9 protein-coding genes are annotated in these 13,135 nt (G+C 60.9%); 7 read left to right on the forward strand and 2 right to left on the reverse strand.

What is annotated here, in order from left to right:
- Window positions 1-413: 413 nt before the first annotated feature.
- Window positions 414-863 carry a hypothetical protein gene (locus DW211_RS09050; RefSeq protein ID WP_117785893.1) on the forward strand — a complete coding sequence of 150 codons (450 nt, stop codon included), beginning with the start codon at window positions 414-416 and terminating at the stop codon, window positions 861-863.
- Window positions 864-991: 128 nt separating this feature from the next.
- On the opposite strand, the gene DW211_RS09055 is transcribed toward DW211_RS09050, so the two are convergent.
- A complete protein-coding gene (locus DW211_RS09055; RefSeq protein ID WP_118260396.1) occupies window positions 992-2,131 on the reverse strand; it encodes a DUF389 domain-containing protein in 1,140 nt (379 codons plus the stop codon).
- Window positions 2,132-2,438: 307 nt separating this feature from the next.
- Here DW211_RS09055 and DW211_RS09060 point away from each other — a divergent pair, with 307 nt between their 5' ends.
- Entirely contained in the window at window positions 2,439-5,894 is a 3,456-nt protein-coding gene (locus DW211_RS09060; RefSeq protein ID WP_118260397.1) for a CAP domain-containing protein, read from the forward strand.
- A 200-nt stretch (window positions 5,895-6,094) separates the two neighbouring features.
- Here the strand turns inward: DW211_RS09060 and DW211_RS09065 are convergent, their stop codons facing one another.
- On the reverse strand, window positions 6,095-7,798 hold the full coding sequence (locus tag DW211_RS09065) for an OPT/YSL family transporter (RefSeq protein ID WP_118260399.1): 1,704 nt from the start codon (window positions 7,796-7,798) through the stop codon (window positions 6,095-6,097).
- A gap of 192 nt (window positions 7,799-7,990) precedes the next feature.
- Here DW211_RS09065 and DW211_RS09070 point away from each other — a divergent pair, with 192 nt between their 5' ends.
- The 5 genes from DW211_RS09070 to DW211_RS09090 all read left to right on the forward strand — a co-directional run bounded on the left by DW211_RS09070 (window position 7,991) and on the right by DW211_RS09090 (window position 13,093).
- A complete protein-coding gene (locus DW211_RS09070) occupies window positions 7,991-8,842 on the forward strand; it encodes a type III pantothenate kinase (RefSeq protein WP_118260401.1) in 852 nt (283 codons plus the stop codon).
- Window positions 8,843-8,926: 84 nt separating this feature from the next.
- Window positions 8,927-9,451 carry a dCMP deaminase family protein gene (locus tag DW211_RS09075; protein WP_118260402.1) on the forward strand — a complete coding sequence of 175 codons (525 nt, stop codon included), beginning with the start codon at window positions 8,927-8,929 and terminating at the stop codon, window positions 9,449-9,451.
- Between the two features lie 172 nt (window positions 9,452-9,623).
- A complete protein-coding gene (locus tag DW211_RS09080) occupies window positions 9,624-9,902 on the forward strand; it encodes a NifU family protein (protein WP_117637654.1) in 279 nt (92 codons plus the stop codon).
- 109 nt (window positions 9,903-10,011) lie between these two features.
- On the forward strand, window positions 10,012-10,833 hold the full coding sequence (gene lgt, locus DW211_RS09085; protein WP_118260404.1) for a prolipoprotein diacylglyceryl transferase: 822 nt from the start codon (window positions 10,012-10,014) through the stop codon (window positions 10,831-10,833).
- A gap of 76 nt (window positions 10,834-10,909) precedes the next feature.
- Window positions 10,910-13,093 (forward strand): DUF6020 family protein, encoded by a 2,184-nt coding sequence (locus DW211_RS09090; protein WP_233540987.1) that lies wholly within the window; start codon window positions 10,910-10,912, stop codon window positions 13,091-13,093.
- Window positions 13,094-13,135: the final 42 nt, after the last annotated feature.

Here is a 13,135-nt window from a genome sequence, read left to right on the forward strand (position 1 = left end):
GCACATATGTTGCGTAAATAGCGTTGCAGGCGCCTTCAGCGGACTCGGATTTCGGAAGTATGCGGCAAAATTTGAATAGGCCGAGCACACTGGATATGCCCAAGCTTTGTACCTGCGGTTTTATTGGTGAAAAACCGGGGTGTGCTCGAGGGCTCCGGAATTTGCCGCATACTTCCGAAAACAACGTCTCGGTGGCACCAAAAATTGCCTCCAGAACCCTGAGATAATGAACATATGTAGCCGTTCGCCGCAAATTATCGTCCGTTCATGGAACCTATCTCCAACGAGTTGTAACCATATGGTTTGATGTTGGAAACATATGATTGCCGGCAGGCCGTAGGTGACGTTTGCCCTGATATCGGAGGTACCAAGTATGTTTCGTGCTCCGTTAAACAAGTATTGGGCTGGCTAACATGAGCCGCCGTTTTGTCTCGATAACCCTTGCAGTGGTCTGCCTGGCTGTGCTCCTGGGCGCTACAGGGCTGTTTGCTATAAGCCGAGAAACGTCCTATATGCAGGAATGCGCTTCCGAAGGCTTTGCCATTGATGGTTACTATCGGGATGACAAAACGAGTCGGGTAACCCTGGCTTTTCTTGAGGAGGACAACTGTCGATGGCAGCTGGTCGACCAAGACGGAATCTGCACAGACGGGCAGTTTAAGCGTACGGATGACCCCAACATCCTGATATTAAAGAAGGAAAACGGTGAAGAATTCGGTACGGTCCACGTGGCGTACTTGTCACGCCGACGCGATCAGGGCTTGCTCTACCTATTTAGAGATACCAGGGTGACCCGTTTTTATCTGGTGAGTACCGGTCCGGCGTTTACGGTGGAGTCTGGCGATGTCGATGCGGACAGTTGATTCACGGCAATAAAACAGCGAGCGGGGCACGGACATGAATCGCGCCCCGCTTTTTTGCTCGCGGCCTGCGTCGCGTCTGCGCTTCGTTCCGACTCGCGCCTGTGCGCGCATCCATCTCACATCCCGCATCACTTCACATCGAACTCCACGCGATCGAGCTCGGGCACGTTGAGGTCGATGAGCTTGCGGGCAACGCGGCGGTCGTGTGCTCCAAGCGCCTCGCCTGTCGTCACATGGGCGACAATCTCGCGCTCGACGATGCCTTCCTCGTCCCCTTCGGTGGCCGAGGTCTCGACGGCGACGGTGTAATCCTTAAAGCCCGGCAGCACCGCGGCAAGCTCGCGTGTGGTCTCGGTGACGCCGTAGCCGTCCTGCACGCCGACCTGCGCCGAGCCAATGGACCCCGCGGTCATGACGATGCAGGGGATGGCAAAGATCACCGTGCCCACAATAATGCGGCGGCGCACCTTGCGTGACAGCTCGTCGACCTCGGCATTTTCCTCAGCAGTCACAATACCGTCGCCGTTGAGGTCGCGCTTGAGCGGCACACGCAATAGAAGTAGTACGGCTTCGGCAGCCAGTGCGATAAAGACCACGTTGATGCCAAACTCGTAAAGCGCCGAGAGAAACAGCGACCCGCTTGCGATGGCGATGCCGTAGCCCGCCGCGCACAGGGGTGGCATGAGCGCGGTCGCCACGGCCACACCGGCGATGAGCGTGGCGGGTTCCTGGTCGCGCGAGTTGCCCAGGCCGCCTGCAAAGCCGCCGGCGAGCGCGACAGCGAGGTCCCAGACAGTTGGTGTCGAATTGTCGATAATGGCGGCCGTGGTGGTGCCAAGGGGCGAGAGCTTAAAGTACAACGTGGATGTGACCAGGCAAAAGGCCATTTGCAGCGCAAGGCTGGCGACGGCTTCGACGGTAATCTCGCGGTCGAGCGTGGCAATGCCGTATGCCATGGCAAGAACCGAGCCCATGAGCGGGCAGATGAGCATGGCGCCCACGATGGCGATGTCCGAATCGATATCGAGGCCGATGCTCGCGATCAACATGGCGATGATGAGGATGCATAGGTGGGAGCCGGTCAGACGCGCCCCGTTTACAAAACGCTTGCGGATCACGTGATAGGGCGCGCGTCCCTCGCGAATGTTGAATGCGCGCTTTAGGAAGCGGGTGGCGTTCTTCATGGCCTCACTATGGGCAGGGCGGATGCCGTGGCGCCGGTGATGGCGTTCGCGCAGCCGCTTGATCTGTTGTTTATCGAGTTCCATGTCCACCTCGTTCTGGCAAGGGCCGCGTATCCCGCCCGTCGCCCTTACTCTACACCGTGGCGGGCGGGGTGTCTGTTGGATGCGGAATCCGATAGGGCGGATGACGCGGGAGCAAATGCAAATCACAGGCTCAATTCGATCCCGCAAGAATATGATGCGCCAGCTCCTACATATGTGACGAAATTGTGAAGCACGAGAGCGCGAATTTCAAAAAATCCGCTGGTGACCAATGTTGCGCAACAGAATTCAAAAATCAGCTCCTACATTTTGAAGCGTATGGATACATCCGTGTCAAAGGGAGAAAGCCATGGCAAACTACAGTCCACAGCACTTTGAGCCTCGGGCCAAGGCCGTCAACGTCAAGGGCGTTGCTAACCGCGCCGTCGCAACCGTTTTGACGGCGGGCCTCATTGCTCAGCCGCTCATGTCGCCGCTGGCGGCAATCGCCGCACCGTCAACCGGTAACGGCGATTCTGTTCAGGGGGGGGGTAGTTCTGTAGAGAACACCGTTGCCGCCGGTAACCAAGCGGTCGTAAAGACGGCTGCCCAGCTGGCCGAGGAGTCGGCAAAGCAGCTCAAGGACGCTCAGGCCGCCTACGATGCCGCCCAGAAGAAGGCCGACGCGGCGGGCCAGTCTCAAAAGCAAGCGCAGCAGCAAAAGAATCAGGCCTCGCAGGCCGTGACCGATAACGCCGCCGAGCAGAACGAGGCCGAGGTAGCCGCGCTTCAGGAGAAGATCGACGAGCTTAAGGCAGCCGTCGAAAAGACTGAGCAGCAGCAGAAGAAGCTGGGCGACCTGAACGATCGGCTCGAACAGGCCAACAAGAGTGTCGAGGATAAGACCCAGGCGCTCAAGGACGCCAAGGCAAAGCAGGATGAGGCCAAGAAGGCCCTCGATGATGCCCAGGCCAAGCTCGAGGCCATGGGTATGGACGAGTACGAGGCCGCCAAGAAGGCTGTCGAGGACGCGCAGGCAAAGCTCGATGACGCCAATAAGGCCGTTACTACTGCACAGGACAATCTGGACCAGGCCAAGGCTGCCGAGGCCAGCGCCCAGCAGGAAAAGCAGAATACCGAGGCCGCTCTGACTTCCGCCCAGGCCAAGAAGCAGGAGACTGCCGCTGCTCTCGCAGCCGCAACCACCGCGCGCGATAACGCCCAGCAGAAGTTCAACCAGGCGCAGGCCGCGCTTGATGCTGCCGTCTCGGGTACGGGTGTTGACCTGAGTGCGCTTGAGGCCGCCAAGAAAGCTGCTGCTGGTGAGCTCAAGACCGCGCAGGCGGAGCTCAATGCCGCGACGGATGCCGACGCCACCGCACAGACAAATCTGCAGGCCGCCCAGGCTGCCGTCGCTGCCGCGCAGGAGAAGGCCAACGCCGTCAACGCTGCTGTGGCATCTGCCCAGTCTGCATACGATGCGGCAAACAAGGAGTACAAGGACGCGGCCAGTAAGCGTGACGCCGCGAAGACGGCATACGAGCAGGCCCAGCAGACCGAAGCAGACAAGAAGGCCGCGTACGATAAGCTTGTCGAAGTTCGCAAGCAGAAGCGCAGCGAGTGGGAGGCAGCCTGCGCCGCTTCGAACGCCGCGGAAAAGGCTTATGACGCCGCTAATGCCCAGGTTGAGGCTCTTGAGCAGCAGATTGCTGACCTCAAGTCCAACATGACCGTTGACCAGGAAGTCATCAATAAGGGCATGCTCGGCTTTATGGCCTACATCAGCAACAGCAGCGATTTCACAGCCACGCAGAAGAAGAACGCCCAGGACGCCGTATCGATGATGACCGGTGCCGATGACAAGGCCGAATGGTATGACAAGTACGTCGATCAGGACATGTCTCGCGACACCAACCCGCTTTCCCTGGAGCAGATGCGCAACGCCCTGACATATCTCGACACCCAGAACAACCTCCGCAAGGCGAACGGTCAGTCGGCGCTCAGCGTCAGCCTCCGCATGACTGTGGCAGCCGCCCTTAATGCATCATATTCATCGAACATCTGGGGACACTCAGGCTGCTACTGGGATAACGGTGAAAATCTTGCCGGCGGAGGCGGCGCATATACCGGCGGCGAGACCGAGGATACACTCGGTTGGCCCTACACCGGCCTCTACACACAGGAGAAGGAGGCATTCGATAAGTACGTCGCACAGTATGGCGATGACCTCGATAGCCACCGATATGATGCCTATTACATCTACCAGAACTACAACAGCATCTACCATGAGTGTGGGCACTATCTCAACATCATTGATTCCGCCACGGAAGCCATCGGCATCGCAACCGGTAGCGGTAAGAACACCGATTCCGAGGTAACCGTATTCGATTACAGCGCTGATAGCACTCAGGCTGATTTCACTGTCCCCGAGTTCAAGAAACTCCTCAACGACTACATCGATTCCGCCTACAACGCAGGCGGCACGCAGGAGCAGAAGGAGCAGCTGAAGCAGCTTCAGAGCAAGCTGGCAGATGCGCAGAAGGCGATGGGCACGGCCGATACGGCATATCTCGCCGCTCTCAATAACCAGAAGGACGCGCAAGACGCCTATACCGCGGCCGACACGAACGCGAACACCGCCAAGGGCGAGTACGAGAAGGCTAAGTCCGGTACCGCCGCCGCGAAGACGGCATACGACGCCGCCGAAGCCAAACTCAAGGGTATCGACGTCAAGACGCCCAAGACCAAGCTCGACGCCGCCAAGGGCGAGGCCGCTACTGCCCAGGCAGCTCTCGATAAGGCAAACGCCACGCTTGCTGACAGCAAGACGAAGGCAGCCGAGGCCGCTGCTCACAAGGCGAAGGCTCGCAGCGCCCGCGATGCCGCCAAGGCAAAGTCCGATCAGGCCAATGAGGCGTATGACAACGCCACTGCTTCGGTCAAGGACCTTACCGCCAAGCGCGATGCCGCCAATACGGACCTTGCGAACAAGCAGGGCACGCTAAACGAGGCCAAGAAGGCCGACGGTGCTGCCCAAGCTGGCGTTGACAAGGCTCAGGCCGCAGACGCGCATGCCGCGACCGCTCTTTCGGACGCCAAGCAGGCAGTTGCCGCCAAGACGCAGGCCCTGTCCGACGCACAGGCGAAGGCCAAGGCCGCCGAGGGCGAGCTGGCCACCGCAAGCAAGGCCTTCGAGCGCTTCGCCGGCGCTCAGAAGGCGGTCGACGACGCCAAGGCCGCCTATGACGCTGCCGTCGCCGGTGTCGCCGATGCCCAGAAGCAGCTCGATGCCGCCAACGAAGCCGTCGTCGATGCGAACCTCGAGATCTTCAAGGCCAAGGCCGAGCTTGCCAGCGATGAGGCACTCAAGGCCGATCTTGAGGCTGTCGACCACAAGGCCTCTCTTGCCGCGGGCACGACGGGTAACGAGAAGCTGGTCAAGCTGAACGCTGCCTACGCTCGCTATAAGGCCGCCGTCGATGCCGCTGCTGGTCTCAAGGCTGCTCTGAGCGATGCCGATGCCAAACTGTCCGATGCCAACGACGCCTATGCCGCCGCGCTTGCCGAGCTTAACGATGCTAAGGATGCCCTGGCTGCCGCACAGGCCGAGTACGACAAGTATCATCCCAAGGCTGAGCCGCAGGCCAAGCCTCAGGTTGCGCAGGCTGCTGCAAAGGCCCCCGTTGCCAAGAAACAGGCCGCGCCTGCCGCGCTCGCCCAGACCGGTGATGACTCCGCACTTGCAGGCGAGGTGTTCGTCATTGGCGGCATAACGCTCGTGGCCGCAGGCGTGACGCTGGGTGATCGTCGTCGCAAGCACATGTAGCGATTCGGGCGTCGGCTCTGCAATGAACTTCAATTCATAGCGGGACCGTCTCGATAGCCAAACGATAAGGCCGGCGCGCTGTCAAACGCAGCGCGCCGGCTTTTCTTTGCGTTGGTATCAAAAAGCCCGGTCGGTAGCCGCGAAAGCTACCGACTGGGCAAATCGTAGGCAATATGGTTGCTATCGAGTAACTGCTCAGCTTAGCCCAGTAGGCTTAAGCCCACGGAGACAAACGCCAGGATAACACCGACGATGGACTCGCCGCCGAGCAGGCCGCTGGCAACGACCAGGCCCTGCTCCTGGAAGGCGGCATCCTTGGCGGCCTTTTCTTCGTCCGAAAGACCGGCGTTGGCATCGCGGTGGGCTGCCCACTTGTCGTAGGCGAGCTTGACGCAGGAGCCCAAGAAGGCCGTGAGTGACATATAGAACGGCAGGTACACGCCCAGGCCAATCATCATGGCCGGAATGCCGAGCCAGTACATGACGATGCCGGCGATAAAGCCGCCAACGAACCACGGCACGCTTGGGATGCCCGAGACCATGGTGGCGACCACACTTGCCTGCGCGGCCACAAAGCTCTTGTCGGGGCCAAAGGCGTCCGGGCCGTAGGCGGTGACGAGAGCGACCATAACGGCTGCGGCGACCAGGGCGCCCACGATGCCGCCGATGGCTTGGCCGATCCACTGCGCACGCGGGTTGGTGCCCAGCACGGCGCCGGCCTTAAAGTCGTTCATGACGTCGCCCGCAAGGCCGCACGCCACGGCTACGATGCCGGCGATAAAGAACAGCTTGACCTGAGCGATCTGTGCGAAGGCAGCCACGATGAGCATAACGATGAGGCCAAAGATCTCCATGGGGTCGATGCCCGTCTGGCCGCAGCTCTGTGCGCTCATGATGGTGGTGACAAAGGTGAACAGCGTCACGATGACGGCCGGGACGGGACCAAGGTCGAGCGCGATGGCGACGATCACGGCGATGGCGGCAGCGCCCAGGCCGATGATGCCGGCGTCGAGCTTAAGGGAGCCCGAGATGAGCGACTGCTCGTCGGTGTCGGTGGAGCTGTCGGCGGCAAGACCGCGGACGATACCGGCGACCTGCGGCAGGATGTCCTTGAGGACGACGGCGACGCCAAAGCCCATCATGAGGCCCATGCCCAGGGACTTGACGATGCCCTGCGCGGTCACAACATCGAACAGACCGGCAGCGGTGCCGCCCACGATGATGCCAAAGTTGCCCAGCAGGGCGCCGGCAAACCAGAAGGCGACCGGGGCGAAGCCCACGAGGAAGCCGACGGAGAGCAGCATGGGCGAGTTGTAGATACCAAAGGTCACGCCGGGAATATTGAGCGTGCACAGCATGCTGGGCACAATGCCCAGGGCGTCGCGCAGCACGCTATAGATGCCGGCGATGGCCATGGAGCCAAAGAGCTGCTTGCCGGTCTTGCCGCCGGCCTCGGTCGCGCGCAGGGTCTGAGCTGCGGCGTTGCCAGTGGGGAACTCAAGCGCGGCGTCCACGATAAAGTGACGGTGGATGAGTGCCGTGGCCAGCAAGCCCAGGATGGTGCCGGCGAGTGCCACGATAAACATGTCGAGCCAGCTGATCTGGTCGGCATAGCCCAGCATCCAGGCGCCCGGGATGGTAAACGCCAGACCGCCGGCGACCATGGCGCCTGCGGACATGATGGTGTGGGTGACGTTTGCCTCGTTGAGGCTAGCGTTGCCCATGAGCTTAAGGAAGAACAGCGAGATGACGGCAGCGAAGACGATCGGCCAGGGGAGTGCGCCCATCTTGAGGGCAGTGTAGGCCGAGCTTGCCGTGATGATCACGCAGCCAAGGACGCCGATGACGACTCCGCGCAGCGTGAGTTGCCCGCGCATCGAAGCGCGGTTCGAGGGATTGCTCATATAAAACTCCTTTGCGTATATCCGCTTCCCCCGGGAGCGCCGTTACGGATACGGCGCGGGAAGTCGGGTTACCAAGGGCCGCCGCGTGAGCTCGCAAACGACCGCGCACCAGTATAGCCGCAAGGTAGTCATTTTGGGATGACTGGTTTAGGTAGGCGATATACTGCTGGGCAGACGAAAGGAGCGCCGACGATGCTTAATGGGTGCGCATACATATTGACGGTCGACGTGGGCAACACGTTCATTCGCTTTGGCCTGTTTGCCGAGGATTCGGCCGCGGCGCAGGAATGCCCGCTTGCGACGTGCGAGATCACGACGCCGGCCCGTATTACGGCCGATGAAGCGCGCATGCGACTTGTGCAGGTCATGGGCGCGCTCGCCGCCGATGCGGGTGTGCCCGGGGTGCTCGTACCCGCCGCGGCCGTGCTGAGCTGTGTGGTCCCGGCGCTCGAGCGCCCGTGGAAGGCAGCACTTTCCCGTACCTGCACGGGGCGCGTGCTCACCGTGGGGCCGGGCCTCAAGACCGGCATGCCCGTCCGCTACGACGACCCGGCCGAGATCGGCCCCGACCGCATCGCCGACGCCGTGGCGGCCCGTGCCGTCCACGGCTCTCCCTGCATCGTGATCGACTTGGGTACTACGACCAATATCGAGGTCATCGACGCGCGCGGCACCTTTGTGGGCGGCGTCATCGCGCCGGGTCTGGCGCTTGGCGCCCGCTCGCTCTCGGCTGCTGCGGCGCGTCTGCCGCAGGTCGAGCCCTCGGCACCCACGCATGTGATCGGCCGCAACACGCGCGAGGCCATGCGTTCGGGCGTGGTTCTGGGCGAGGTGGCCCGCATCGACGGCATGCTCGACATGGTGCTCGCCGAGATGCGCGCGACCAAGGCCGCGGGGGAGGGCGACGTGCCCATCGTCATTACCGGTGACGACGCCGAGGCGTTCGCGTCGCTGGTCGGTCACAGTCTGACGGTAGACGACGCGCTGACGCTGCGGGGTCTCGCCGAGCTCTACCGCATCAACCAAAAGCCCCGCCGCGTGTAAAAGTGAGGGCGCCGGTGGGACAAACGTCTCCACCTTTCACCTGCTACAATGGGTCAAATTATTGCGATTACGGAGGTGTCTGCCATGTCGGACGATCTTCATCAAACTTCGTCAGGCAAGCGCCTGGACGTCATTAGCTGGGACGAGTTCTTTATGAGCGTGGCCATCGCCGCGCAGCGCCGCAGTAAGGACCCCAACACGCAGGTGGGTGCGTGCATCGCCAGCACCAACCACCGCATCCTTTCGGTGGGCTACAACGGTACGCCCTCGGCGCTCAACGACGACTTTTTCCCGTGGGGTACGAGCGACGACCCGCTGCAGGACAAGCACAACTACGTGGTGCATGCCGAGGCCAACGCCGTGCTCAACTACCGTGGCTCGCTCAAGGACCTCGAGGGTTCCACGGTCTACGTCACGCTGTTCCCGTGCCACGACTGCGCCAAGATTTTGGCGCAGGTGGGCGTGGGCGAGGTCGTCTACCTGGACAACAAGTATGCCGACACCGATGATGGACGCATCAGCCGCCGCATCCTCGACTCCTGTGGCATCAGCTACCGCCAGGTTATCGTCGATGTCCACATCGGCACCGGGGGACAGGCTCAGCAGTAGCGCGTGGCAATGCCATCTGGCAACAAAAGGCAGCTAAAAGATCCCCGTCCCAAATTGACTGCTCGTGAAAGTCGTGTCCGCGCGCATGGCTGGCGCCTAAGCGGGTACATGGCTGTAGTAACATAGCCCCTGTCCGCGGGCGTGCCCGCGTTATTGTGAGAAAGGAGCCCCTGTGGCTGTTAACGAAGAGCTGCTTAAGAAGGTTCTTGAGGAGATCCGCCCCAACCTGCAGGCTGACGGCGGCGATATGGAGTATGTGGGTGTTGACGACGAGGGCGTCGTCAAACTGGAGCTGCAGGGTGCCTGCGCCGGCTGCCCTATGAGCGCACTGACCCTGTCCATGGGTATCGAGCGCATCCTGAAGGAGCATGTGCCCGGCGTTACCCGAGTTGAGCAGGTCAATGCCTCCGGCGAGACCGACGACCTGTACGACGAGTACGCGCCGTTCTAAGATGCGAAAGCCGCGGACGGCATACTCCGCATAGACGTTACGCCCAAATATGCGGCTGCGAGCGCAAGGCCCGCGGCCGCATTTGTATGTAGGGAGTAGGAGGGTCGACATGCTCAATGACTTCTACCATATGCTTGATCCCGTCGCGATTTCGGCGGGCCCCATCACCATCTACTGGTATGGCCTGGCCTACGTGGTCGGCGCCCTGGTTACGGCGGTCGTCATGTACCGCACACAGCGTCGCTGGGGCTTTAACATCACGATTGACGACCTGACGAGTGTCGTGGTCGGCGTGGTCTTTGGCCTTATCATTGGCGCCCGTCTGTTCTACGTCATCTTTTACGGCGACGGCTACTACTGGGCGCATCCGCTCGAGATCTTTGCCACCAACGAGGGCGGCATGAGCTTCCATGGCGGTTTGGTGGGCGGCATTATCGGCGGCATCATCGTGTGCCGCATGTATAAACTCGACGCATGGACGTTGGCCGATCTTGCTGTCATCGGCGCGCCGCTGGCCTTGTGTCTGGGCCGTTGTGCCAACTTTGTCAACGGTGAGCTGTGGGGCAAGCCGACCGATCTGCCATGGGGCGTGGTCTTTGGCGGGACTGCGGGCGATATGCCGCGTCATCCCTCCCAGCTCTACGAGGCATTTCTTGAGGGCATCGTGCTTTTTTGCATTCTGCAGGTGCTCAGCCGCAAAAAGCCGCTACTGCCCCAAGGCACGTTTATGGGCGTGTTTGTGATGGGTTACGGCATCGTCCGCTTCCTCATTGAGTTTGTGCGTGTGCCCGATGCGCAGCTGGGCTATCTGCTGGGCGGCGTCATCACCATGGGTCAGCTGCTGAGCCTGCCGCTCGTAATCGCCGGCCTGGCGCTCATCATCTTCGCGCGACACCGCAACCGTCCCCAGCGCATCTACCTCGACGCCTAACCACCACAAAGGGGACACAGGCACCTTTGTGGTGGTTTTGCTGAGTTTGATAGGTTTCTAGAAAGGCTTTCGGACTGTGAAGGATTCCGACCTCTCCACAACGGCTGCGCGCGATGCCGCTCGCATCGTCTGGTTTAAGCGCTACCCCGCCAAGCAGACGCTCATCGCATTTCTGCTCGCGCTGTTGGCGACCACGGCGTTTTCCATCGATCCCGCGCCGGTCTCGAGCAACGCAGTCTTGGCGATTGACCCCAAAGCCTCGGGCATGCTGTACGTGTGCTACGAGGTGCTCCTCTCGTTTGCCGGCCATACCGACGCGGTCATGCTGCTTGCGCTTGCCTGCCTGCTCACTCTGCCGTTTCGCTATGTGTTCTTTGGCCGCGGCGATGCTTGGCGTCCTTCGGTGATCCTTCCGTCGCTGTTCTTTGCCGTCTGCATGGTGTTTGGCCGCAGCTACGACCTCACCGATTCGGCCGAGATCGTGCTCGGTGACAAGGCTCGCATCATCTGCGCCTGGATAGGCGGTGCGGGCTGGATGCTCTTGGCGGTCGTTGCCTTCTACCTAGCTTTTGAGTGTCTAGATTGGCTGAGCTCTCGGCGCATTCCGTTTTCCGAAGCGCACTTTGGCCGCGTATGGCGTGTGGCTCACGCCGTGCTCTCGGTCCATCCCTTTGCCGGGCCCTTTCTGGTGCTTATGATTGCCTGGGCGCCCACGCTCATCGCTTCGCTGCCCGGCCTTTTTATGGGGGATACGGGTGCGCAGATTCGCCAGTGGTTCAATTACCCCAACGGCACGAGTGACTACCTGCGTCTGCTCAATCCCAATGTGTTGCTCAACGGACATCACCCCGTGGTGCACACGGCTATCATCGGTTCGTGCGTCCAGCTGGGGCTTTCACTATTCAACAGCGCCAACGCAGGTCTTGCCATCTACACCTGCGCTCAGTTCGTCATTACGGCCGCCTGCATGGCCTATTCCATCTCGTCGCTGCGCAAACTGGGCGTGAGCCTGCCGGTCCGCGGCGTGATTTTGCTGTTCTTTGTGTTTATGCCCATGTTCTCCAACTACGCGGCCCTGCTTACCAAAGATGTGCTGTTTGCCGACGCGTTTTTGGTGCTGTTGGTGCAGACCGTGAAGCTCGTGGCCTGCGGCCTGCCCCGTCGCGATGCCAATGCCGAGCGTGCGGGCGAACAGAGGCCCGTGCTCTTTGCGCGCCACGACTGGCTGCTGCTCGCTCTGGGCGCCATGGGTTCCACGTTTCTGCGCAACGGCGGCCTGGTGTTTCCCCTGGCGGCATGCGTAATCGCGGCAGCGTTTTGCGCATGGGACGCACATGCGGCTCGTCGCGCAGCCAAGCAGGCCGGTGCTGCGCCTTCGGGCGCCATCCCGCGTTTCCGCTGGATGGGAGTTCTTGCGGTGCTTGCGCTCTGCCTTGCCTCTAATATGTACTTCACCAAGGTCTTTATGCCGGCGCACGACATCACGCCTGGTTCCAAGCGCGAAATCCTCTCGATTCCGTTCCAGCAGACGGCTCGTTTCGTCCAAAAGCACGACGGCCTCAACTCGGGTGTCAACCCCACGGTTAAGGAGGACGGCACCATCGTGGAGGCTCCTTGCGACGGCTTGGTGACCGACGAAGAGCGTGCCGTGATCGACCGTGTGCTCAAGTACGAGAATCTGGGCCGCCGTTACAACCCCGACAAGTCCGACGCCGTCAAAAATTGCTTTAACGAGTACGCCTCGCAGAAGGACATCAAGGCCTATTTTGAGGTGTGGGCCCAGATGTTCAAAAAGGATCCCGAGTGCTATATCTCGGCCCTCATCAATAACTACTACGGCTACTTTTATCCGAGTGCCCGCGATGTGTGGGTCTACAGCACGTCGCGCAGTGCCGAGATTATGGCACGCCCCGATAATCTCAAGTACTTCGACTTCCATCCGGCCGATAGCAAGGTTGTGCGCTGGTGCGACCACCTGATCAACCTGTATCGCGTGGCAGTACAGCGCATTCCGTTTATCTCGCTCACCATGAGCTCGGCCACCTATGTGTGGATTATGATCGCCGTGGTGGTCTATCTGCTACGTCGTCATTCATGGCGCGGTCTGGCCATTTGGGTGCCGCTGCTGGGCGTGCTCGCCGTGTGCCTAATCGGTCCCTGCAACGGCTCGACCTACATGCGCTACCTGTATCCGGTCATCGCCTGCATGCCCTTTGTCATCGGCGCCACCATCACCCGCAGCGACCTCCTCTGGTCCTAATTTGGTGCAAAGGGGACAGGTTACTTTGCACCAACCCCTTGC

Source organism: Collinsella sp. AM18-10, assembly GCF_003471585.1.
GTDB lineage: Bacteria > Actinomycetota > Coriobacteriia > Coriobacteriales > Coriobacteriaceae > Collinsella.